This window comes from Propionispora hippei DSM 15287 (assembly GCF_900141835.1).
Taxonomy (GTDB): Bacteria; Bacillota; Negativicutes; order Propionisporales; family Propionisporaceae; genus Propionispora; species Propionispora hippei.
The window spans coordinates 1-23,054 of sequence record NZ_FQZD01000048.1 but is presented as its reverse complement, the minus strand read 5'-3'; the positions used below and the strand labels follow the sequence as shown (position 1 = coordinate 23,054).

Here is a 23,054-nt window from a genome sequence, read left to right as displayed (position 1 = left end):
GTAGTCCCGGTAGCACCCGTTACACCAGTGGCGCCGGTAGCCCCAGTTGAACCGGTCGGTCCAGTCGGTCCAATCGGTCCAATGCTACCTGTGGCTCCTGTAGTGCCAGTTATACCAGGCGGGCCAACAGGCCCAGTCGGCCCTGTTAGGCAGGGAGAACAAATGGGAAAGCATGGGAGGCAGCAGTTGGCGGATGTGTCAGAAGAACCGCAGATATTGCTTTTGTTACACTGGCTATGATCAGGAATGTGATGAGTGTGCGGTACATATTGAATATGTTTTATTTTGTAATGGTGGCAATGATGACGAATTTTTTTATCCATTCTATTATTCCTTTCATGTTTGTTTATTTTATCTTATGTATATCCTGAGTAAAGGGAAACCAAAAGAGAATAGGGGGAGCAATCTGGTGACAGTGTAAAATTAAATCCCTGTTCGGTTATTTTACCGGCAGGGATTTTTGAAGAAAATATTTTACATGTATAAGAATATCCTGGTAGCTATCAGTGTTTCCGGGTGAATACACATCAGACAATACACCGGAACGATTGAAACATTATCGACCTTCTATCCCCATTAATAGGGAAAGAAGAATAAATATTCCTCCGTAAGCTGCATGGACTGGACTAAAATTAGCAGGCATGTTAGCCAAAGCCATATTAAGTAACCTCTGCCAATCTCGAATAAACCGGCAAAAATAAATAAGCCATAGATTTAATTGTTTCCCCAATGATTCCTCGGTGAATGTGATGTAAAGGAAAAATTCGGAGTAAAATAAGTAAACCCTGCAGACCATAGTTTATGCTTAGTGGAATGAGGCGTCTACCAATATGGTTAACACCGTCTGGTACATGCCAGGGTGGAAAAATTTTTTATTGTGGGTCGGTACTTTCGGTTTCCGGGCTTTTTATATTGAAATTTATAAATAAAAATTAAAATAATTGTTACACTAATCAAAAATGAAATTTAGAGGTGGCGTATGGACAAAAGCTATCTATACATCATATTGACTGCAATTACTGGTTTTGGATTTCTTCTATTAATACCTAAACATCAGTATAAAAGATATTTTCTGTATGGTGTTGTTTTAGGAGGAATTGTCGATATAGCATTAGTGCTTACGCTTACGTTATTAGGTCAGGTTAGATATGATAATATGGGACATTTTAGTGTCTTTGGTTTAATCCATGCATTTGCACCTGTAAGTTGGTCATTTACATTTGCTATGTTTCTCTATTTTCTACCGAAACGTACTACTTTCTTTTGGCTCTATATCTTCGCTTTTGCAGTACTTAACTTAAAGGTAGCAACAATCATGCAATCCTACGCTACCTATGGCTATAGCAATGCATTTGTACTGACCATTATATTTTTGCTTTGGGGGTATGGGGCAGCTTATGTATATCGTAGAGATCCTCAAGTTAAATTATTACGTCCCGTCCTCCAGAAACCACTGAAAAAACCGGATAATGATGATTAATAAGTATGTCGCTAAAGTATCAGTATTGCCTGAATGTGTTTAGCCACCTTCGGGCTTTTTATTAGCAGGTGAACTGCAGTCTAACGGAGATTTCTAAGAATATTTGTAATTATATTCCAAGTAGGATATAACATTTCTTTTTACGGGAGATACGAAAAATGACTGCAGGAGGTAAAGACTGAAGAAAAATATTTTGGTGATTTCATTTTTGCTTGCCCTGTCTAGTATGGTATTCGCAAGTCCGTTAATAGACTATTTCAGGAGGGATTGGACCCGGATCTTAAGTACCGGGTTAATAACCAGTTGAATGCCAGTGCCGATGTGGCAGGCACCGATTTTAGCACAGGCAAACAGAAACTGGAAGCGACCAAAGAAAATTCGGTAGAGACGTGAGTAGTGCGGTTACCGAGATTTATTAATCAATCGAAGCTACCAGTGCCATCAGTAAAGAACAGGCGCTTCCACTCATGAAATTGCGGAAAATTTGGAGTAGATTTATAAAGGCGTTAAAAACTAAGAAAACTATGTCAAACCTTATAAATATGAGTACAATCTCGGGATCGCTGAAGCAATAGGTTGTCGGTAAAATTCTTTTTTACCCAAAAGGGCTCTCACATTTACCTGTTAACAGGCTGTGAGAGCCTTTTGCTAGAAATAGTTTACTGTTGCGGCATAGAGGAACCGAACTGACCGGGCATCATCTGATGAGCTGAGGAATGACCGTATTGATTAGAATATTGCCCCCAGTTCATTGATTGGGAGTGCGCGGTAGAGGCTTTTAAACTTTGGATCGCGCCGGATAATTCACCAATCTTTTGCTGAATATGATTTAGCATATACGAAGACATATCCAGCCGTTTATTAATGGCCTGATTGAAAATCTGCGTGGACTGCGCTACCTGGGTGGCCATATTCCTGATGCTTTGCACGGAATTAATGGCATTTTGCGTGTTGCCGGCATTCATGGACATCATAGCACTGTCGCATGCGGAAACAATATCCTGCGACAGCGAACGGGCCTTGTTCATCTCGGCTATGAGTGACTGGCCATGGTTTATGGCATGTTGGAGAAAGGGATTGGCCTGTTGGTACATTAACAATTCGCCTCCTAAAGTAAAATCCGGAGATAGTATTTTTCAGGTTGATTATTTTTATGCGGCTGTGAGGCCGGTAGAAAAAGGGAAACTATTCGTTGGTTCACTTGTGTGGGGTTAGGAAATTTACTTATAATGTCAGTAGGTGTTTTTGCTTAAAAATTCCCGTTCGGTTATGTGGTTTACAGGAAATAAAACTTAAAAAAACAGACAAGATAAGTTTATAAGGGGAGTTGATTTGCTGCCAAGTTGTGATATTATGGATAATAGTTCGCAGCTAGTACTCCGACAACTTTAAAACAGGAAGCTAATGGCAGGCAACATGTTGCCAGCCAAGGCGGAGGAAAGAGTCATACCGCCAGTATGTCGACTGACGACAACGAAGGCTGGCGATATGTTGACCGGCAGCAATTTCTGTTTTCATGGTTAGTGGAGTACTAAGCGCTTTACAAGCAGGATCATGCGATGACAGAAAGGAAGTTCTTACTATATGGCGGAACGTTTACAGAAGATTATCAGCCAGGCGGGAATTGCCTCGCGGCGGGAGGCTGAAAAGTTAATCACTGCCGGCCGGGTTTCGGTGAATGGTGTGGTAACCACCGAGCTTGGCACTAAAGTGGAGCCCAGAAAGGCCCGGATTGCTGTGGATGGCAAACTGATTGCAAGTGAAAAGCCTGTATATGTTGTACTTTATAAGCCCAAGGGTGTTATTACCAGCAGGACTGACCCGCAAGGGCGCAAAACGGTAACCGAACTGGTTGCGGATATTCCAGAGCGGGTGTATCCGGTAGGACGGTTGGATTATAATACCGAAGGATTGCTGCTGCTGACTAACGACGGAGAGCTGACCAATGGTTTGCTACATCCCAGCAGACATATTTATAAAACCTACATCGTGAAAGTGGCTTCCTCTCCGGCGGAAGAAAAACTGGACCGTCTGCGGGTTGGTATTCAACTGGAGGAAGGTAAAACGGCGCCGGCTAAGGTTGATATCGTTGATTACGACCGGGAAAGGGATATAACGGCCCTGGAAGTGACTATTCATGAGGGGAAAAACCGGCAGATCCGGCGGATGTTTGAAGCGATCGGTTATCCGGTTAAGAATTTAAAGCGGGTTAAATTTGCCTTTTTGACCTTGGAAGGTTTGCGGCGTGGTCAATTTCGATATCTAACCGATGAGGAAATACTGGAATTAAAGAAGTATGCAGGAAAGTAGCAGTCTAGCCGCAAGCGCGGCGCTGTCCTGCTGTCGGATAACTGGAATTTTAAAACAGGAGAGGAACTGCAGTCTATGAAACAAGTAGTTATTATTGGCGGTGGAGCGGCAGGCCTTATGGCAGCAGTCAGTGCAGCAGAGAATGGAGCGCAGGTAACCGTATTGGAAAAAAAGCCGTCTGTGGGACGGAAGCTTATGATTACCGGTAAGGGCCGGTGTAATATTACCAATATAGCCGATATGCAAGCCTGTATAAAAAACATGCCTGGCAATGGCAGTTTTCTGTATAGCTCATTTCATACTTTTTTTAATCAGGATATCATTAACTTTTTAGCCCGTCAGGGCTTGGAGACCAAAGTGGAGCGCGGCGGACGGGTGTTCCCTGCCAGTGATAAGGCGCAGGATGTGGTAGAGGCGTTTTTGCGGGCCTTGGCGGACTTGGGGGTGCAGCTAATAACCGGTGAGGCTGTAAAGCGGATTCTCGTAACCGGCGGACAGGTTACGGGCGTGGCTACAGCGCAACGGACTTATGAAGCCGACGCAGTTGTACTGGCGACAGGCGGTGCGTCGTATCCCGGGACAGGCTCCACCGGCGACGGCTACGAAATGGCCGCCAGGCTTGGTCATCAGATTACGCCGCTGAAACCTTCCCTGGTTCCTCTGGAGGTGGGGGAGGAATGGATTGGTGATATTCAGGGGTTGTCGTTAAAAAATATTACGGCCACAGTGTTATACCGTGGTAAAAAAGTGGCACAGGAATTTGGTGAAATGCTTTTTACTCATTACGGTATGTCGGGGCCAATCATTTTGTCGCTCAGTAAAAAGGTCTCGGAACTGCTGCAAGAGCAGGAACGGGAGGAAGTGCTAATTGAGATTGACTTGAAGCCGGCTTTGTCGGAGGAAGTTCTAGATAATCGAATTAAACGGGACTTTGAAAAATTTTCCCGGAAGCAATTGGGGAATGCCTTGCATGAACTGCTGCCTGCCAGCTTGATTCCGGTGATGATTGATTTGGCTTTTCTGGATCCGGAAAAACCGGTCCACCAAATTACCAAAGCGGAACGCCAGCGTCTGTTGCAGCAATTGAAGCACCTGACTTTTACCATTACCGGTACGCGGCCGGTCAGTGAGGCCATTGTAACGGCCGGTGGTGTCCATGTGAAGGAAGTCAATCCGGCCACCATGCAGTCAAAATTGATCACCGGTTTATATTTAGCCGGCGAGGTTCTTGACATTGACGGTTATACCGGCGGTTTTAATCTGCAAGCCGCCTTTTCTACAGGCTATGTGGCGGGACGGAGTGCTGCTGTTTTGTAGCTGTATCTATATGTACCTATACCCGGCGGGATCTGGGCATACTAACATAAAACCGGCATGGCGGCATGGCCCCAATAGAGCCTGTATCCGCTGCGCCTGAAAGAGGGCGGTTTTATGTTCAAAAGACTCAGAAGCTACAGCCATTATATCAAACATAATTTTCTAACTCTAGCCGCCGCCGGTTGCGTGCTGCTGCTGATAGCTGTCCAGATTCTGCTGCTGGGGCAGGCAGGGCGCTCTTATTTGTCCTTGGTTGACCGGTTGGAGGGAGAACCGTTGGCTAATCAGGAAGGGAGCCGGGCATCCGTATACGATAGTCCGGTGTTAAACCGCCTGACGGCGTTGCGGGAAAGTTCCCTGTTGACCGTTACCATGCTTGAACCGGCGTCTGATCCTCAGGTGTTTGTCACGGTGAATGGTGAGCCTGCCGGCCACTTCGTCGAGGGAGAAGTGGCGATAAAGGTATATGACGGTGATTATGTGGAGATTAATGCCAGTGCGGTTTCCCGTCCCGTACGATTCCGGTTGGCGACTGCGGACGACAAGGTAGCAGTCCCGCCTAACGGACTGGTTTTGGAGGGGAAGCCGTCAATTATCACAGTAGGGAAGATTAAATTCAGATAACTGGAAACCCTAGGGCGTGTATTCAAACTATCCGAATCGTTCCTGACAGCGCTTTTTGTGCCATACTTCGTTATAATTTTTAAAATATGGGCCGCTATTTCTGCAAAATCTCGCGAGCCCTTTAGGGTATAGCTCGTCTGACACAAAAATCACTCGCAAGGGATCATTCCGTTCATTTGAATACACGCCCTATCCTGCCGATCGCGGGAAGGATATTGAAAATTTATGAAGAATATCCCTATCTAATATTGTTTTTGGGTAATGCAGGTACTGGCGTGCTGCCATGAGCTGCTGCCTTGAATAGTTGCAGTTTGGAAGTTGTCAGGGAACTGGCAATTTTAATTTATACTTAAGATAGGTGGATGCTATGCAACAGATAACAGTCAAATCTTGCAAGGCCTTACTAGGTACTACGTATATTCCCGGCGATAAGTCGGTTTCGCACCGCAGTGTCATGTTTGCCGGACTGGCCGATACACCGGTGGTTATTCGCAATTTTCTTTATGCCGCAGACTGCTGTTCGACGGTTAGTTGTATGGAAGCTTTAGGAGTGCAGGTGGAGCGGCGAGCCGACGGCGAATTATGTGTTCAAGGCAACGGGCTTCATGGACTTAAAGAACCGATCAGTGTATTGGATGCAGGAAATTCCGGAACCACGCTCCGGCTGATGACCGGAATTCTGGCCTGTCAGCCGTTTTTCAGTGTGTTCAGCGGCGACGCTTCATTGACAAAACGCCCTATGGCACGGGTTATCAAGCCTTTGTCGCAAATGGGCTGTACCATTGTAGGACGTCAGCAGTCCAAATATATTCCCATGGCGCTTGTGCCGTCGGCACAGATACAGGGCATCGACTATACGATGCCTGTCGCCAGCGCGCAGGTGAAGTCGGCAGTGCTGCTGGCTGGTTTGTTTGCCAAGGGAGGCACTTCGGTCACCGAGCCCTTCCTTTCCAGGGATCATACCGAGCGGATGCTGGAGTCTTTTGGCGTGCCGGTAAAACGGGAAGGGCTTACAGTATCTGTGGCTCCTGTCGATTCGTTAACAGCGCCTAAAGTTATTGAAGTGCCCGGCGACATTAGCTCGGCGGCGTTCTGGCTGGTTGCCGGTACGATTCTGCCCAATAGCCGATTGTTGTTGCGCAATGTGGGCATCAATCCTACCAGAACAGGGATTTTGGATGTGCTGACTGCCATGGGTGCCAATATTTCACTGGAAAACGAACGGTTCAGCGGTGCCGAGCCGGTAGCCGATTTGCTAGTGCAATCGGCGCAGTTACGGGGCACGGAAATTAAAGGTGAGATCATTCCCCGGTTAATTGATGAAATACCGGTACTTGCTGTTGCAGCCTTGTTTGCCCAGGGAAAAACGGTCATCAGCGGAGCGGAAGAACTGCGGGTAAAAGAAACCGACCGCCTGAAAGCTGTTACGGCCGAGTTGAGTAAATTGGGAGCAGTGCTGGAGGAAAAAGCGGACGGACTGATTATTGAGGGCGGACAGTCTCTGAAGTTTGGTGTGTGCCATTCCCATGATGACCACCGGATGGCCATGTCGCTGGCCATAGCCGGTCTGGCCGGCAATGGTGTGGAAATTACGGAACCCGATTGTGTGAGAATATCGTATCCTGATTTCTTTGAGACGTTAGCAAGCCTGCGGGTGGAGTAACACTGGCGCTGGGAGAGGATAGGAGAATGGTTATGAAAAAACTGGTCATTGCCATAGATGGGCCGGCTGGTGCGGGTAAAAGCACGGTGGCGCAGATTGTGGCAAGGAAAATGGGCTATGTGTATATTGATACCGGAGCTATGTACCGTGCGGTGACCTGGCTGGCGCTCCGGCAAAACCTGACGGTTAAGGATGCTGCGGCAGTCGGTGATTTAGCGGCGGGAGCCGTTATTGAACTAACATACGCAGCCGGCAAGCTAGTCGTCCTGGTGAACGGGGAAGACGTAACCGGCCCCATCCGGACGCCGGAAGTTACCGGTTTGGTTGCCGAAATATCGCAGATTCTGCCGGTGAGGGAAGCCATGCTGGTATTGCAGCGCAATATGGCTGCCAAGGGCGGGGTGGTTATGGATGGACGGGACATTGCCTCCCGGGTTTTGCCGAACGCCGATGTGAAGGTGTTTTTGACGGCTTCCATTGAGGAACGGGCCAGACGGCGCTGGAAGGAACTGCTGGACAAAGGCTATACGGTGGATTTGGAAGAATTGAAACGGGAAATTGCCGACAGGGATAGAAAAGACTATGAGCGGGAATATGCGCCGCTGATTCAGACGGAAGATGCCGTATTGGTCGATACGACCGCCATGTCCATTGAGGCAGCGGTTGATGAAATTTTAAAGATCTGTGAGGAAAAAAGTGGCGGTATATAATGTGTTGCGATTCCTCTTTCGCCTCCTTTTCCTGACCGTCTTTCGCTGGAAAGTGGAAGGGGAGGAAAATATCCCTGCATATGGTGGCGCAATTATTGCTCCCAATCACATCAGTTTATGGGATCCTCCGCTAATGGGGGCCGCCTTGTCACGGCGTATTCACTTTATGGCCAAGGAAGAATTATTTTCTTATCCTGTATTTAGCTGGATTATCACCCAGCTAAAGGCTTTTCCCGTCAAGCGGGGAGCGGCTGACCGCAATGCTATCCGTACGGCGGTAACCTTATTGGAACAGGGTGAACTGGTTGGCTTGTTTCCCGAAGGAACCCGTGGCAGAAACGGCATATTGGGACCGGCGGAGCCGGGAGTTCTCATGATTGCCGTTAAAGCCAATGTGCCCATTATTCCTGTTGCGATCATCGGCACCAATCAGGTAGGACGGTTTCCAATTCTTTTTCCGAGATTTATCGTACGGTTTGGCAAGCCGCTTACGGTTCCACAGGGAAAATTGAGCCGGGAAGAGACGGAAGTTCAGGGCCGGCTGGTTATGGCGGAAATTGCTGCACTGCTGGGCCGGCAGTAATTTTTAATGTGCTTATGCGTACGGCAGGAAGAATCAATAGATTCTTTCTGTCGTTTGAATTTTGCTTAAGGCTTGTTGTAGATTAACGGAATAATCCATAGTGTCAGACGAGGCAAGAGTTTACAGGAATAATGGTTCTTATTTCAAGAAACGTTAACGAAGCATGGCCTAAAAAACACTGCCAGGGAGTTGCATATTGTTTATAAACAAGACCACACATGGCGTCTGGCATATCGGAAAAGTTTTTTACATATCAGTTATATAGTAAGGCAGACAGGAGTTCAGTCTATCCGTATGGTATAATATAACAGAAAAGTCGGCCGTTTTTTTGCAGGAGGATATCATGAAAGTTATTTTAGCTGAGCATTGTGGTTTTTGTTATGGCGTCAAGCGGGCCGTGGAACTGGCCTGCGTCTGCGGCAAAAACGCTGCGGCCGGACAGGCGCAAACACTGGGACCGATTATTCATAATCCGCAGATGGTGGAACGGTTGGTGCGGCAGGGCGTCGGAGTAGCCGGCAGTTTGGAAGATATTCCGGCTGGCGGTACTGTGATTATTCGCTCCCACGGCGTGGGGCCGTCAACTTATGCGGCGGCAGAGGAGAAGGGATTGGAGCTTGTGGATGCTACCTGCCCTCATGTGCGTAAGGCGCAGCAGGCTGGCCGGCAACTGGCCGGCGAAGGCTATCAGGTCATTGTGATCGGTGAGCGGCAGCACCCGGAAGTAAAAAGTATTGTCGCCTGGTCAGGTGAACAGACGATTGTTATAGAATCGGTCCAGGAGGCGGAGAAGCTTGCTTTTTTTACCCGGATCGGTGTAGTTGTCCAAACTACCTTTGCCGGGGCCTTGTTTCAGGCAATCATTGCAGTGCTGCGTACGAAATGCGACGAAATAAAAGTAAATCGAACTATCTGTAACGCAACCGAGTTACGGCAGAAAGCGGCTATGGAACTGGCCGGCAAAGTGGAGGTCATGCTTGTCGTGGGAGGGAAAAACAGCTCCAATACTACCAAACTGGCCCGCTTGGCGGAAGCGTCCGGCTGCAGGACTTATCACGTGGAAACAGCACAGGAGCTGAGGCAGCACTGGTTTAACAATATAGATGTGGTTGGCGTGACTGCCGGAGCATCAACACCTGACTGGCTTATAGAGGAGGTAATGGAAAAAATGCAGGAATTTGAGCAGGAAATGCAGGAAACCGTAACAAAAATTGAGAAGGGCAGTATTGTGACAGGCAAGGTAATTGCCGTACATAAGGATGAGGTGTTCGTCGATATCGGTTATAAGGCCGAAGGAATCATTCCATTGGCGGAACTGGCCTATCCGGTGCCTGAGCGGGCGGAAGCAGCCGTTGCCGTTGGTGATGTGCTGGAGGTCTTTGTTGTCAGTGAAGAAACGGCCGACGGAAATGTCATGCTGTCTAAGGTAAAAGCCGATCATATTGTAGCCTGGGATAAAGTGCTGGCAGCGCTGGAAAGCAAGCAGGTATTGACGGCTAAGGCTGTAGAGGCTGTAAAAGGCGGCTTAGTGGTAAGTGTATTAGGAATACGCGGTTTTGTGCCGGCTTCACAACTGGATTTGAAGTTTGTGGAAGATATTGCTGTCTTTGTCGGGCAGGAATTGGAGTTGGTTCCGATCGAAGTGGACCGGGATAAGAACCGGATTGTCCTTTCCCGCCGGGCAGTGCTGCAAACGGAGCGGGAAGCGAAGGAAAAGGCCGTGTACGAGTCCATTCAGGCCGGACAGGTTCTTGCCGGGACAGTTTCCCGGCTGGCTGCTTTCGGCGCCTTTGTCGATATTGGCGGTGTCGATGGGCTCATTCATATATCAGATTTGTCCTGGCAGCGGGTGAAGTCACCGGAAGAGGTTGTTGCCGTGGGAGATCAGGTTGAGGTAAGTGTCTTGAAGGTGGATGCGGCGGCCAAACGCATTTCCTTAGGTTTAAAGCAGGTACAGAAAGATCCATGGTTTGATGCGGCTGCTGAATTACCGGAAGGGGCCATTGTTAAAGGTAAGGTAAGTAAAATTGCCAAATTCGGTGTTTTTGTCGCTCTGCGAACCGGTTTGGAAGGTCTGGTGCATATTTCGGAATTGTCTGACCACCATATAACCAAGCCGGAGGAAGTTGTAACGTTGGGGCAGGAAGTAGCCGTGAAGGTTCTCGGCATTGATACGAAGCAGAAAAAGATTTCCCTCAGCCTGTCCAAGGCTCAGGAAGAGAAGGAACGGGCCGAATATCAGGATTATCTGAGCAATCATAGCTCCATGGGTGTCACCATCGGAGAAAAACTGGGACATTTATTCAAACGCGAAGACTAAGGAGAAGTCGGAGGCATGTCGGTGCGTCAATCACGCAAGTTGGACCATATACACTATGCATTAACGCTGGAAGACGGTCCGTCTGCCAGCCGGTTTGCGGATATATCGCTCATTCACAATTGTCTGCCCGATCTTTCCTGGCAGCAAATCGATCTGTCGACCACTGTCTGCGGCCTGGAACTTGTTCATCCGGTGTTTATTAATGCTATTACGGGCGGCGCCCAGGATGTTATGAAGACTAATGCCATGCTGGCCGAACTGGCACAGCAGAGCCGGATAGCGATGGCTGTCGGCTCGCAGTTTGCTGCTTTGGAAGATCCGGCTGTGCTCGATTCGTACCGCATCGTCCGCCAATATAATCCGAACGGAATTCTGTTTGCCAATTTAGGGGCTCATGTTACGCCGGAGCAGGCTAAACAGGCTGTAGCCATGATTGAAGCCGATGCTTTGCAAATTCATATCAATACGGCCCAGGAGATCCTCATGGCGGAAGGAGACCGGGATTTCCGGGGTTACTTGCACAATGTGGCTGCTATTGTAGACGCGGTCGGGGTACCGGTCATTGTGAAGGAAGTGGGCTGCGGGATTGCCAGGGAACAGGCGCGTTTATTGGTGGAGGCCGGTGTGAGGGCTATTGATGTCGGTGGTGCCGGCGGAACAAACTTCCGAGCGATCGAAGCAGCCCGCAGCCAGCGAAAACTGGAGGAAGAACTGTACTGGGGGATTCCTACGGCCATCAGTGCCCTGGAGGTGGCGTCGGTACTGCCGGACAGTGCCGACCTGATCGTATCCGGCGGCGTTCGCAGCGGCCTGGATGTCGTAAAGGCTATGACTATTGGCGCGGCAGCAGTGGGAATTGCAACGCCATTGATCAAAAAGCTATATAAGGGCGGCGTGGCGGCGGCCGTTTTATGGCTGGATGAACTCTTGCAGTCAGTCAGGCAATATATGCTGCTCTGCGGCGCCCAAAGCAACCGCGAGCTGCGGCAGACACCGCTGATAATAAGTGGTTACAGCCGGGAGTGGCTGCAGGCGCGAGGTATTGATACAGCAGCTTATGCACAAAGAGAAAGGCATGGATAAAATCCATGCCTTTCTCTTTGTCAATTTTGTCTCTCTTGCATGAATCTGTATGGAAAAGGGCAAGCTAAGGCAACTGGATAAATACATTTTGGTATGAGAGGGGACAAAAAAATGGGAATGCCAATTGGAATGATTACTTTACTGGTCGTGGCAGTTCTGGTTTATTTCGGTTTGGCGCAGCGGATTCTTGACAGGATGCGCTTAACGGATAAGCAGGCGCTGTGGTTTATTCTGGCGGTGATTGTCGGAAGCTTTGTTGATATTCCGCTGATGAGGGCGCCGGTTGCGCTTAGCGTCAATGTAGGCGGTGCCTTACTGCCTTTTTTGCTGTCGGTCTGGTTGATTGCTAAAGCTGATGAAACCTCGGAAAAAATACGGGCCGTTGTATCGGCCGTGTTGGTTGCTTTCGCCGTGTCACTCGGTTCCCGGTACTTGCCTTATGAGCCGGAAAATATGTTTTTAGATCCCAAATTAATTTATGGGATTTCCGCCGGTCTGATCGCTTATCTGGCCGGACGATCCCGCCGGAGTGCTTTTGCCGGTGGGGTATTAGGCATCATTCTAAGCGATATTGTCCATATGTTTACCCTGATGGGGTTAGGGGTTGCGGGGACCACTAATATCGGTGGCGCCGGTGCTTTTGATGTGGTGATGATCGCCGGTTTTGTCGGTGTTATGGTGGCCGAGCTGGTGGGTGAAACCAGGGAAAAGCTGCAGGGCGGCCCTGTTCTGGGGCCTAATCGCCCGGAAGGCTTGTACGAGTTCAGTAAAGAGATTTTCTATAATCATAAAAAGGGCGCCGGAACGGAAAAGGGGAAACCGACCGATACGGCAAAAAAAGAGGAAGAACGGGGTGACGACCATGAATAAGCGAATCGTCCTCATGCTTGGCGCGCTGTGTCTGGTGCTCTTTTTGCAAGGCACCGTCTACGCTCATTCCGATACTACCTATACCATTCACGACGAGCAAGGTGAAACTGTCTATATTACCGGTTGGAAAGTAAATGTGGGCGATCAGTTCCTGACAGAAAAGAATAAACGGTACGAAGTGGTTGGTTTGGAAGGAAGTCAGGCTACGGCGCGGTTCTTGGGTGAAGTGAACATTACGGAGTATCTGCCTGACCAAGCCAAGCAGTCCTGGTTTGCCGGCATACTGAAGCCTTCCATTGCCTCGGCGCAGGATAATAAGGGGAAAGTTGCTATTTATCACACCCATTCGGATGAATCCTATGTACCTACCGACGGTACAGACAGCATTTATGGCAATGGCGGCATTTACAAGGTCGGTGATGCCTTTGCCAATGCCTTGCAGGCGGACGGTATGGCAGTGGTCCATTCGGACGCCAGGCATGATCCTCATGACGACATGGCCTACGAGCGTTCGCGCCGTACGGCGGCTACCCTAATCAAGCAGGAGCAGCCTGACGCTATTTTTGATGTACACCGGGATTCAACGCCACCGGAAGTGTACAAGGCAAACATAAATGGCGAAGATGTAACCAAACTGCAATTGGTGGTAGGCAAATATGGTCCTACGGGCAAACAAATCGAAGACTACGCGCTGCAGCTCAAAGCTAATTCCGACCAAATGCATCCGGGTCTGATCAAGGGAATATTTTTTGCCAAGGGTGGCGACTACAATCAGGATTTACATCCCCGCTCAATGCTGGTGGAAGTGGGGGCCCATACGAATGACCGGCCTTCGGCTGAACGGGGAATAGCTTTATTTGCCGATGTGCTTCCTGCTGTTATCAATAAGGCCGGCGGCGGTGCGGCACAGGGAGCACAACAGGGCTCGGAACAACAGCAGGCCGGTGCGGCGGGATTTGGTTCAACGGCAGCCGGTCTTTCCGGTGCCACTAAATCCATGGGCTGGATTATCGGTCTGCTGGTCGTGGGAGCCGCCGCCTTTCTCTTTCTCAGCACCGGCAGTATGAAAGAAGCAAAAGCAAAGTTAAAACAATTTACCAGTACGGAATTTGCCAATTTTTTGGCTCCCCGTAAAAAACGGTCGGAGAAGCCCAACGAATCGGAAGAACAGAAAAAGAAAAACGAATAGCATGGCGGCAGCCAATTGTAAAGAGTGACCGGATTTTATTCCTCACTCTTTCTTTGTTTTGCAGGAAAACAGGCCTACGTAACGGAATATGTAATTAAGAGGTAAAAGATGAGTGCCACATAGGGTATTTTTATTATGTGGTATTTCCTGCTGGAATGGAAGCAGTAGCCAAGAAAGTAAAAATAGTATATAATGAACCGCGCTTGTCTATGACGCAGCCGGGTTATATAATCTGTTGTCTGATTGGAGATAGTATAGGTAAGCGAATAAATATGAGTAATATAGGGTGATATGATGAGTAAACCAATAGTAGCCATCGTGGGGCGTCCTAATGTCGGCAAATCCACGTTGTTTAACCGCATCGGCAAAAAACGTGTATCCATTGTGGAGGATATGCCGGGCGTAACCCGTGATCGCATTTATATGGATGCCGAGTGGCTGGGACATGAATTTACAATGATTGATACGGGCGGTATTGAGTTGGAAACCAATGACACCATGCTGAATGCCATACGTCATCAGGCAAAACTGGCGATTGACGAAGCTGATGTTATTTTATTCATTGTCGACGGTAAGACCGGAATGACCAACTCGGATGAGGAAGTGGCCAATATTCTCCGTAATACGCGCAAACCGGTTTTACTTGCCGTTAACAAAGTTGACACCATTAAGGATAATCACGACATCTATGAATTTTACAATTTAGGGCTGGGCGATCCCATTCCGGTATCGGCTGCCAATATTCTGAATCTGGGGGATTTACTGGATGCCGTTGTGGAGCAACTGCCGAAGGAAGGCGAAACGGCGGAAGAAAGCGATGAAATCAAGGTGGCAGTCATTGGCCGCCCGAATGTCGGTAAATCTTCGCTGGTGAACGCTCTGATCGGAGAAGAACGGGTCATTGTCAGTGATGTGGCCGGCACGACGCGGGATGCGATTGACACCCACTTTGTTGCCGACGGCACGAAGTTTGTCCTTATTGATACGGCAGGTATGCGCCGTAAGTCAAAGATTGAAATGCCGGTGGAGCGCTATAGCGTTATTCGTTCCTTGCGGGCTGTTGACCGGGCCGATGTAGTGTTGATGGTCATTGACGCCGTGGAGGGAGTTACCGAGCAGGACAAAAAGATTGCCGGCTATGCCCATGAAGCCGGTAAGGCCAGTGTTATTGTGGTAAATAAATGGGATTTACTGGAGAAGGACAGCAAAACCTCGCTTCGGTTTACTGAAAATATCAGAAGTGAACTGGGGTTCATGCAGTATTCGCCTGTTTTATTTACTTCGGCGCTCACAAAGCAGCGGGTAGGACGCTTGACCGAGTTAATCAAATTTGTTGCTGAGCAGCATAATATGCGAGTCAGCACCAGTATACTTAATCAGATTATCTCTGATGCCACAGCGATCAATCCACCGCCGGCTTCCCATGGCAAACGGCTGAAAATCTATTTCACCACACAGCCTGATGTCAAACCGCCGACCTTTATTTTGTTTGTTAATGAGCCGGAGGCTATGCATTTTTCCTATTTGCGTTTTTTGGAAAACAAATTGCGGGAGAGTTTTGGCTTTGAAGGAACTCCGTTGAAATTAGTCGTCCGGGGGAAAAAAGAGAAGGATGAATAAGCGGGGCAGGGTGAATAGTAAATGGAATATACGATAGTACTCGTTTTAAGTTATATCATCGGGTCGATTCCCAATGGACTGCTGATCGGCAAGCTCAAAGGAGTTGACTTAAGAGAGTACGGCAGCAAAAATATCGGCGCTACCAATGCCTACCGGGTCATGGGACCCTGGCCGGCGTTCTGGGTGTTTCTTACCGATGCTTTAAAAGGAGTGGCCGGTGTCTTTCTCGGCAAGCTGTTGGTTGGGTCACCGCTGTCCCTGCTGGCGGGCGGTATTGCGGCCATGGCCGGACACAACTGGTCGCTGTTTCTTGGCTTCAAGGGAGGACGCGGTGTAGCTACCGGCTTAGGTGTCATTGCCGTACTGGTGCCCAATGTGACCGTCATTGTGTTTTTCCTGTGGTCGGTCATTGTATTTACCACCAGGTATGTTTCGCTGGCATCGGTGGTGGCCGCTCTTCTGGTTCCGGTCAGTATGTGGGTGCTGGGCGAAAATACGGAGTATTTCTATTTTGGTATCGTGGCGGCCGCTTTTGTGGTCATTCGGCATAAGGCCAATATCCAGCGGCTGTTGCAGGGCAATGAGCTAAAAATTAAAGCAGGCAGTCATGCCGGGCCGCCGAAGAATAAAGAGAAAAAACAATAAGTGACAGGATGAAAAGAGTATGGATGATATTTCCATACTCTTTTTTTTACGGAGTCATATTCTAAGTGGCATGTCATATATTTATTAGTGATTAATCAGGGATTGCTGCTATCCGTTCATTACGGTACTGACATAGCTTTTATTTTGCGATGACGCTGTATTAAGGGAGGGATCGACGAGGCTTATCATGCAACTGCAACAAAATACATATAAGTAGTCATGGGGAGGGAGATAAGGGAGATGGAAAAATTCGACTTGTTCCGTGATATTGCCGAACGTACCGGCGGCGATATCTATATTGGCGTGGTAGGCCCGGTACGTACCGGCAAATCAACTTTTATCAAGCGTTTTATGGAAAATATGGTGCTGCCTAATATTACTGATCCTTATGAGAAAGAACGAGCCAAGGATGAACTGCCACAAAGCGCCGGCGGCAAAACCATCATGACCACGGAGCCGAAGTTTATCCCTAACGAAGCGGTTGAAATTAATGTGAATGAAAATGTCAGTGTTCACGTGCGCCTGGTGGATTGTGTGGGCTATACCGTGGAAGGCGCCCTGGGCTACGAAGAGGATGACGGTCCGCGGATGGTTTTGACTCCCTGGTTTGAAAACGAAATACCCTTTCAGGAAGCGGCTGAGATCGGCACCCGGAAAGTCATTGCCGAGCATTCCACCATCGGTCTGGTAGTCACTACTGACGGCAGTGTCACTGAGTTGCCGCGGGATAAATATATTGCCGCCGAAGAACGGGTGGTCAATGAACTGAAGGAACTGGAAAAACCATTTTTGGTCATTTTAAACACCAATAAACCGACGGCCAAAGAGACACGTGAATTGGTGGCAAAACTGGAAACCAGCTATGATGTCCCTGTCATTCCCATCGACTGCGCTCAGTTGAATCAGGATGATGTGTATGCCGTGCTGCAGGAAGTTTTATACGAATTCCCCGTCAAAGAAGTCAATATATCGCTGCCGAAGTGGATTGAAGAGTTGCTGGAAGATCATTGGCTCCGTGAAAAGTTTACCACTGCTGTGGAGGAAGTCATTCAATATGTGAAGAGACTCCGGGATATCGATCGGGCGATTGACGATTTGTCGGGCTATGATTTTATCGCGGATGTTATTTTGCACGATATGGATTTGGGCAGCGGCATCGCCGTTATCGAAATTACGGCCCGGGGGGATCTTTTTTATCAGGTGCTGGAGGAACTTACCGGCTTTACCATTTCAGGGGAACATCATTTACTGCGCCTGATGCAGGACCTTGCCGTGGCCAAACGGGAGTACGACAAAATGGCCGGCGCACTGGAGCAGGTTCGTGAGACCGGCTATGGTATTGTACCGCCGCAAATTGAAGAAATGATTCTGGAAGAACCGGAAATCATCCGGACCGGCAACCGGTTTGGCGTTCGTCTCAAAGCTTCGGCTCCTTCGCTGCATATTATCAGGACCGATATTCAAGCTGAGATTTCTCCTATAATTGGTACGGAAAAACAAAGTGAGGAATTGATTCAATACTTAATGCGGGAGTTTGAAGGTGAGCCGGAAAAAATCTGGCGCACTAATTTGTTTGGCAAATCGCTTAACTCTCTGGTCAGAGAAAGCATTCAAAACAAACTGTCAGGCATGCCTGAATCGGCACAAGTCAAGCTCAGAGATACGTTGCAGCGGGTTGTGAACGAAGGCAGTGGCGGTTTAATATGCATTATTTTTTAATAAACCAAGTCAGTCTGTTATGGACTGACGATTTTTTTTATTTGTACTTGTAAAATGGGGGTAAAAGATGATATAATGTCTACCATCAAAAGATATTTATCCTTTTCTGAAATACTGGGAGGCGAAAGAGTGGCAGGACAAAAATCGGGCTTTTTCTTAGTCCGCGAAGAGATTTTACCAGAGGCAATAAAAAAGACGATCAAAGTAAAAGATTTGCTCAAACGCGGCGAAGCGCGCACCATAAATGAAGCAGTGGAGAAGATGGAGCTGAGCCGGAGCGCGTACTATAAGTACAAGGATTATGTATTTCCCTTTTATGAAGCCAGCCGGGAAAAGATTGTCACCCTGGCTCTGCTATTGGAGCATAAGCAGGGCGTATTGTCGCGCGTGCTGAATACGATCGCTGGCGATCACGGCAGTGTGTTGACCATTAATCAGGGCATACCGTTGCAGGGGGTGGCCAATGCCACCATATCGCTGGAAACAGCCGATCTGTCGATTGATTTGGAGGCTTTATTGGACAAATTACGGATGGTTGAGGGTGTGAAGCGATTAGAAGTGCTTGGGCAAGAATAGAGGGGAGAATGGCAGTATGAAGAAGGCAATTCAGGTTGGTCTATTGGGATTAGGTACTGTCGGTACTGGCGTTGTAAAAATTCTTGCTAACAATGCAAATAGTATTGCCCAAAAAGTCGGTGCGGATATTCAGATAAAAAAAATCATGGTCCGCAATCCGGACAAACCCCGCAGCGTCGCTGTGGATGATTTGATTACCACCAGGCTGGAGGATATTATCGATAATCCCGATATTGATATTGTGGTGGAAGTGATGGGCGGTGAGATGCCAGCCAAAGATTACATGCTAAGAGCATTGCAGGCCGGTAAACACGTGGTGACCGCCAATAAGGACGTCATGGCCCGTTATGGCCGTGAACTGTTTGCCGCTGCAGAAGAAAATAAGCTGGATTTAATGTTTGAAGCCAGTGTGGGCGGCGGTATTCCTATTATCCGCCCGTTGAAGCAGTGCCTGGCCGGCAACAAAATCAGTGAAGTGATGGGGATTGTCAACGGGACAACTAACTATATGCTGACCAAAATGACCAACGAAGGGCTGGATTTTGAAGAAGTGCTGGCCGAGGCCCAGGCAAAAGGGTATGCCGAATCCGATCCGACGGCCGATGTGGGAGGTCTCGATGCAGCCCGGAAAATTGCTATTTTGGCATCCATAGCCTTTGGCGCCAGAGTTTCCGTGGATGATGTCTCTGTGGAAGGGATTGCGTCCCTGTCCAAGGCCGACATCGGCTATGCCAGCGAATTGGGTTATGTTATTAAGCTGTTGGGAATTGCCAAAGAGGACGAAAAAGGCATTGATGTGCGGGTGCATCCGGCTTTTGTTGCGAAAAACCATCCGCTGGCTGCCGTGCAGGATGTATTTAACGCTATCTTTGTCAAGGGGGATGCGGTAGGCGAGGCGATGTTTTATGGGCGTGGTGCCGGTGAAATGCCGACCGCCAGCGCGGTGGTAGCCGATATTATCGATGTAGCCCGGGATATTCAGCACGGTGTCAGCAGCCGGATTCTCTGCACCTGCTTTGATCAGAAGCCGATCTGCCCGGTGGAAAAGACGGAATCTCAATATTATGTCAGACTGTTGGTTGAGGATAAACCGGGTGTATTCGCGGCCATTGCCGGTGCGTTTGCCGCCGAATTGGTCAGCTTAAACTCGGTTATTCAAAAACGTAAAGTCAATTGCTGCGCAGAAGTCGTGTTGATTACCAACCGAGTGCCTGACGCCAACTTGCGATCTGCCATAGGCATTATCAAAAGCATGTCGGTGGTCAATCAAATTCGCAGTGTCATCCGGGTAGAAACTGAAACCATCGGATGAGTACTAGCGGCCCCAAATTGGGAGGATATATGCTAAATACTGTCAAAGTGCGTGTTCCTGGTACAACGGCCAATTGCGGACCGGGATTTGATTCGGTCGGCATTGCCTGTACCATTTATAATAGTTTGGAGCTTTCTGTCAGCGAAGCGAGCGGTTTAATCATCGAAGTGTCCGGTGAAGGTGCCGGTGCCATACCGCACAGCGAAAAGAATATCGTATGGCAGGCGGCTAAAGCCGTATTTGCCAAAGTAGGCTTTGTCTACGGCGGGATTAGAATTCGAATGGTTAATGCGATTCCACTGGCTCGTGGCCTGGGCAGCAGTGCCGCGGCCATTGTCGGCGGCTTGGTGGCTGCCAACGCTATCAGCGGTAATCAGTTGACCAGGCAGCAACTTTTTGAGTTGGCGACGGACATTGAAGGGCATCCGGATAATGTGGCGCCGGCCTTATTCGGCGGCATTACCTTGAGCACGGTGGCCACCGGCAGTGAGGGCGCCGCACGGGCCCATCACCTGCGTTTTTTACCGCCGGCCCCGCTATCAATGATCGTGGCTGTTCCGGACTTTACCCTTTCCACCAGAGCGTCCCGGCAGGTTCTACCGCAAACGGTTTCTTTGCAGGATGCGGTATTTAACATCAGTCGGACGGCCCTCTTGATTGGAGCCTTATGTAAAGGCGAGTTTCAGCATTTACAATATGCGTTGGAAGACAAACTGCATCAGCCTTATCGCCAGAAGCTGGTTCCGGGCATGCCAGAGGTCTTTCAGGCCGCTTTGGCTAACGGGGCGCTGGGTGCGGCTATCAGTGGTGCCGGACCATGTTTGATCGCCTTTGCCGTCAGTAAGGAAAAGGCGATTGGCGATGCCATGGTAGCGGCCTTTGGTCGTCACCAGATAAAAGCCGGTTATCACGTATTAACGATTGATCCGGACGGGGCGAAAATAATTAATTAATTTAATTATAGAAACCTTGTTGACATAGAATGATATAACAGGTATAATACTTTATGTCAGTCGGGGCGTAGCTCAGTTTGGTAGAGCGCTATCTTGGGGTGGTAGAGGCCGTGGGTTCAAGTCCCGCCGCTCCGACCAATTAAGTTCATAATGTATAGAACCCCAAATATACATAAAATCAACACTTTGCAGATTTTAAACGCAAAGTGTTTTTTGTTGTGATTATATTATTATCTGTTAATTGAAGAGTAACGTAGGGCGAATCATATCAATATATTATATCTCTCTATCAAACTAAGCTATGCCCAATAAATTGATTGGTAGATTACAATCACGACAAAAGTTTATGTTAAAATATAATATAGAAGGCTTCGGTTTATTTAAAAACTCTTAATGTCATCCTTCTTATGGTGGAACCATAGAGCTAGAGAGTAATTTAGAGAACTATTTTATAAGGATAAACTATGCAAACTTGCAATAGTTTGCTCTATAAATCGTCGATCGTTAAATCTATCATTAAAATATAAGTAAGTCATTCATATTATTGGGGGATTGCTCTACTTTTTTCTTATATAGGGATGGTTGCTCCTAAGCACAAAAAGAATAAAGTAAAAACAGGAGGAAAGTATAGTAAGCTGTGCGAGAAAAAAGAGTGCTAATGAAATAGTATTTTTTGCTTTAGTAAAAGGAAGTAATGGTGAAATGTGGAATTATATGCAGTAGTTTTTTTAATACATATAAAGGAGTAATGCATTCGATGAGACAGCTGCTAAAAATGAAGAGGTTTATCACGCTCTATACATTCATTATGTTTAGTTATTTCCTCATTGGAACGGCCGATGCAAACTTTTTATCTGCGCTGATGCCAACTTATACGCTTTCCGGAAAAATTGTAAACCAAAATCAGGAGCCGATAGAAGGGGTTACGGTTGTTTTTGAAGCAAGTGGCATTGGAGGACAAAGTAAGGCTGTTACTGATTCTTTAGGTAATTATGTTATCCATCCGATGGCGAAAACCTCCGGATTGTTAACAATTCGCAAGGGGAATTATAGAATTATTCGAGAGCAAATTGGCAATTACTATGTAGCGGGAACATCTCTTGTAAATAACTATAGTCTCCATCCTGACTGGATCAGTGGTAAAGTAATTAATCAGAATAGGGAACCTGTTGAAGGTGCAAAGGTTTCTATCGAAGAAGATGGAGGGATGTCAGGTGTGGCGACAGTGACTACAGATGAAAATGGAAACTTTAGATGTGCCATACCGACTGATTCTAAACAATATTGGATAACCATCAAAAAGGATGGTTATCAAGTCACTCGCGACCACACGTACTTGTATGGCGGACAAACATGGAATTATACATTAAAATGGTAAAAGATGGTAGTGCAGAAAAAATTGTGTAAACCTCCATTGTCAGGTAAGATAAAAATGACAACAATGGAGGTTTTGTTATGGCAGGGAAAGAAAAAAGCAAGCTGCGGCAAATGATCGAGGAATATGGGATCAAGGATATGAATGATGTTCACGAATTTGTGAAAATGCTGACCGCCGAAACGATACAGGCGGCACTTGACGCAGAGCTTGACAGCGAGCTTGGCTATTCAAAATACGACTACAAAAACAAGCAAACGGACAACAGCCGAAACGGGTATTCCCAAAAGACCGTGCAGAGCAGCACCGGAGAAATGGAGATCAAGGTTCCGCGCGACCGTCAGGGCGAATATTCGCCGCAGCTTGTCAAAAAGCATCAGACCGACGTTTCCTCTATAGAGGACAAAGTCATCTTTTTGTACTCTCAGGGCATCTCTACCCGCGACATCCAAAGAACCATGCGGGAGATGTATGGCATCGACGTGGATGACAGTCGTGTTTCCAAGATAACCGACAAAATTCTGCCACTTATCAAGGAATGGCAGGAACGGCCGCTACAGAGCATCTACGCCATGATGATTCTGGATGCTGTGCATTATAGCGTCCGGGACAACGGGATCGTCACCAAAAAAGCAGCTTACGTCGCCATCGGCACCGATCTGGACGGCAAAAAGGATGTGCTCGGCATCTGGCTTGGCGCAAGCG

Annotated in this window: 21 protein-coding genes, 1 tRNA gene and 1 pseudogene; 21 read left to right on the top strand and 2 right to left on the bottom strand. The window is 48.0% G+C overall.

What is annotated here, in order from left to right; translation table 11 throughout:
• Positions 1-323 (bottom strand): annotated as a pseudogene (locus F3H20_RS20015) (hypothetical protein); the annotation flags it as partial.
• A 656-nt stretch (positions 324-979) separates the two neighbouring features.
• On the opposite strand from F3H20_RS20015, the gene F3H20_RS17825 reads away from it, so the two are divergent.
• Positions 980-1,480, top strand: a complete 501-nt coding sequence (locus F3H20_RS17825; RefSeq protein ID WP_149736205.1) for a hypothetical protein — start codon at positions 980-982, stop codon at positions 1,478-1,480.
• 267 nt (positions 1,481-1,747) lie between these two features.
• Positions 1,748-1,873: a hypothetical protein gene (locus F3H20_RS20305; RefSeq protein ID WP_262501632.1), complete on the top strand. Its 126-nt coding sequence runs from the start codon at positions 1,748-1,750 to the stop codon at positions 1,871-1,873.
• Between the two features lie 266 nt (positions 1,874-2,139).
• On the opposite strand, the gene F3H20_RS17820 is transcribed toward F3H20_RS20305, so the two are convergent.
• On the bottom strand, positions 2,140-2,574 hold the full coding sequence (locus F3H20_RS17820) for a hypothetical protein (protein ID WP_149736204.1): 435 nt from the start codon (positions 2,572-2,574) through the stop codon (positions 2,140-2,142).
• A gap of 490 nt (positions 2,575-3,064) precedes the next feature.
• Between F3H20_RS17820 and F3H20_RS17815 the strand changes: the two genes are divergently transcribed.
• From F3H20_RS17815 to F3H20_RS17725, 19 genes are all read left to right on the top strand, one after another.
• Positions 3,065-3,790, top strand: a complete 726-nt coding sequence (locus tag F3H20_RS17815; RefSeq protein WP_149736203.1) for a pseudouridine synthase — start codon at positions 3,065-3,067, stop codon at positions 3,788-3,790.
• Positions 3,791-3,865: 75 nt separating this feature from the next.
• Positions 3,866-5,107 (top strand): BaiN/RdsA family NAD(P)/FAD-dependent oxidoreductase, encoded by a 1,242-nt coding sequence (locus tag F3H20_RS17810; RefSeq protein WP_149736202.1) that lies wholly within the window; start codon positions 3,866-3,868, stop codon positions 5,105-5,107.
• 114 nt (positions 5,108-5,221) lie between these two features.
• On the top strand, positions 5,222-5,731 hold the full coding sequence (locus tag F3H20_RS17805; protein WP_149736201.1) for a hypothetical protein: 510 nt from the start codon (positions 5,222-5,224) through the stop codon (positions 5,729-5,731).
• Between the two features lie 367 nt (positions 5,732-6,098).
• Entirely contained in the window at positions 6,099-7,394 is a 1,296-nt protein-coding gene (gene aroA, locus F3H20_RS17800; protein ID WP_149736200.1) for a 3-phosphoshikimate 1-carboxyvinyltransferase, read from the top strand.
• A 32-nt stretch (positions 7,395-7,426) separates the two neighbouring features.
• The gene (gene cmk, locus F3H20_RS17795; RefSeq protein ID WP_149736199.1) at positions 7,427-8,104 is read left to right on the top strand and encodes a (d)CMP kinase; all 678 of its coding nucleotides are present in this window, start codon (positions 7,427-7,429) and stop codon (positions 8,102-8,104) included.
• Positions 8,091-8,687 carry a lysophospholipid acyltransferase family protein gene (locus F3H20_RS17790; RefSeq protein WP_223191830.1) on the top strand — a complete coding sequence of 199 codons (597 nt, stop codon included), beginning with the start codon at positions 8,091-8,093 and terminating at the stop codon, positions 8,685-8,687. The genes cmk and F3H20_RS17790 overlap by 14 nt, the downstream gene beginning before the upstream one ends.
• 343 nt (positions 8,688-9,030) lie before the next feature.
• On the top strand, positions 9,031-11,007 hold the full coding sequence (locus F3H20_RS17785) for a bifunctional 4-hydroxy-3-methylbut-2-enyl diphosphate reductase/30S ribosomal protein S1 (RefSeq protein WP_149736198.1): 1,977 nt from the start codon (positions 9,031-9,033) through the stop codon (positions 11,005-11,007).
• Between the two features lie 15 nt (positions 11,008-11,022).
• The gene (fni, locus tag F3H20_RS17780) at positions 11,023-12,090 is read left to right on the top strand and encodes a type 2 isopentenyl-diphosphate Delta-isomerase (RefSeq protein WP_223191829.1); all 1,068 of its coding nucleotides are present in this window, start codon (positions 11,023-11,025) and stop codon (positions 12,088-12,090) included.
• A 111-nt stretch (positions 12,091-12,201) separates the two neighbouring features.
• Complete coding sequence (locus tag F3H20_RS17775) at positions 12,202-12,960, top strand: DUF1614 domain-containing protein (protein ID WP_149736197.1); 759 nt, start codon at positions 12,202-12,204, stop codon at positions 12,958-12,960.
• Positions 12,953-14,149 (top strand): stage II sporulation protein P, encoded by a 1,197-nt coding sequence (spoIIP, locus tag F3H20_RS17770; protein ID WP_149736206.1) that lies wholly within the window; start codon positions 12,953-12,955, stop codon positions 14,147-14,149. Before F3H20_RS17775 ends, spoIIP begins: the two co-directional genes overlap by 8 nt.
• A gap of 294 nt (positions 14,150-14,443) precedes the next feature.
• Positions 14,444-15,769, top strand: a complete 1,326-nt coding sequence (der, locus tag F3H20_RS17765; protein WP_149736196.1) for a ribosome biogenesis GTPase Der — start codon at positions 14,444-14,446, stop codon at positions 15,767-15,769.
• Positions 15,770-15,790: 21 nt separating this feature from the next.
• Positions 15,791-16,414 carry a glycerol-3-phosphate 1-O-acyltransferase PlsY gene (gene plsY, locus F3H20_RS17760; protein ID WP_149736195.1) on the top strand — a complete coding sequence of 208 codons (624 nt, stop codon included), beginning with the start codon at positions 15,791-15,793 and terminating at the stop codon, positions 16,412-16,414.
• Between the two features lie 240 nt (positions 16,415-16,654).
• On the top strand, positions 16,655-18,133 hold the full coding sequence (gene spoIVA, locus F3H20_RS17755) for a stage IV sporulation protein A (RefSeq protein WP_149736194.1): 1,479 nt from the start codon (positions 16,655-16,657) through the stop codon (positions 18,131-18,133).
• A 129-nt stretch (positions 18,134-18,262) separates the two neighbouring features.
• Entirely contained in the window at positions 18,263-18,709 is a 447-nt protein-coding gene (locus F3H20_RS17750; RefSeq protein WP_091751998.1) for an ACT domain-containing protein, read from the top strand.
• Positions 18,710-18,725: 16 nt separating this feature from the next.
• Positions 18,726-20,021, top strand: coding sequence for a homoserine dehydrogenase (locus tag F3H20_RS17745; RefSeq protein WP_149736193.1), 1,296 nt, complete (start codon positions 18,726-18,728; stop codon positions 20,019-20,021).
• A 29-nt stretch (positions 20,022-20,050) separates the two neighbouring features.
• Positions 20,051-20,974, top strand: coding sequence for a homoserine kinase (gene thrB / locus F3H20_RS17740; protein ID WP_149736192.1), 924 nt, complete (start codon positions 20,051-20,053; stop codon positions 20,972-20,974).
• A gap of 61 nt (positions 20,975-21,035) precedes the next feature.
• Positions 21,036-21,112: transfer RNA gene (locus F3H20_RS17735), tRNA-Pro, on the top strand.
• Positions 21,113-21,731: 619 nt separating this feature from the next.
• Positions 21,732-22,352, top strand: coding sequence for a carboxypeptidase-like regulatory domain-containing protein (locus F3H20_RS17730; RefSeq protein WP_188128403.1), 621 nt, complete (start codon positions 21,732-21,734; stop codon positions 22,350-22,352).
• 77 nt (positions 22,353-22,429) lie between these two features.
• The coding region (locus tag F3H20_RS17725; RefSeq protein WP_188128306.1) for an IS256 family transposase at positions 22,430-23,054 on the top strand (625 nt) is incomplete at its 3' end.

Bases quoted from the DNA above. Each gene is read 5' to 3' on its own strand.
- F3H20_RS17825 (WP_149736205.1), top strand. From the start codon at position 980: ATGGACAAAAGCTATCTATACATCATATTGACTGCAATTACTGGTTTT.
- F3H20_RS17820 (WP_149736204.1), bottom strand. From the start codon at position 2,574: ATGTACCAACAGGCCAATCCCTTTCTCCAACATGCCATAAACCATGGC.
- F3H20_RS17815 (WP_149736203.1), top strand. From the start codon at position 3,065: ATGGCGGAACGTTTACAGAAGATTATCAGCCAGGCGGGAATTGCCTCG.
- F3H20_RS17810 (WP_149736202.1), top strand. From the start codon at position 3,866: ATGAAACAAGTAGTTATTATTGGCGGTGGAGCGGCAGGCCTTATGGCA.
- F3H20_RS17805 (WP_149736201.1), top strand. From the start codon at position 5,222: ATGTTCAAAAGACTCAGAAGCTACAGCCATTATATCAAACATAATTTT.
- aroA (WP_149736200.1), top strand. From the start codon at position 6,099: ATGCAACAGATAACAGTCAAATCTTGCAAGGCCTTACTAGGTACTACG.
- cmk (WP_149736199.1), top strand. From the start codon at position 7,427: ATGAAAAAACTGGTCATTGCCATAGATGGGCCGGCTGGTGCGGGTAAA.
- F3H20_RS17785 (WP_149736198.1), top strand. From the start codon at position 9,031: ATGAAAGTTATTTTAGCTGAGCATTGTGGTTTTTGTTATGGCGTCAAG.
- fni (WP_223191829.1), top strand. From the start codon at position 11,023: ATGTCGGTGCGTCAATCACGCAAGTTGGACCATATACACTATGCATTA.
- F3H20_RS17775 (WP_149736197.1), top strand. From the start codon at position 12,202: ATGGGAATGCCAATTGGAATGATTACTTTACTGGTCGTGGCAGTTCTG.
- spoIIP (WP_149736206.1), top strand. From the start codon at position 12,953: ATGAATAAGCGAATCGTCCTCATGCTTGGCGCGCTGTGTCTGGTGCTC.
- der (WP_149736196.1), top strand. From the start codon at position 14,444: ATGAGTAAACCAATAGTAGCCATCGTGGGGCGTCCTAATGTCGGCAAA.
- plsY (WP_149736195.1), top strand. From the start codon at position 15,791: ATGGAATATACGATAGTACTCGTTTTAAGTTATATCATCGGGTCGATT.
- spoIVA (WP_149736194.1), top strand. From the start codon at position 16,655: ATGGAAAAATTCGACTTGTTCCGTGATATTGCCGAACGTACCGGCGGC.
- F3H20_RS17745 (WP_149736193.1), top strand. From the start codon at position 18,726: ATGAAGAAGGCAATTCAGGTTGGTCTATTGGGATTAGGTACTGTCGGT.
- thrB (WP_149736192.1), top strand. From the start codon at position 20,051: ATGCTAAATACTGTCAAAGTGCGTGTTCCTGGTACAACGGCCAATTGC.
- F3H20_RS17730 (WP_188128403.1), top strand. From the start codon at position 21,732: ATGAGACAGCTGCTAAAAATGAAGAGGTTTATCACGCTCTATACATTC.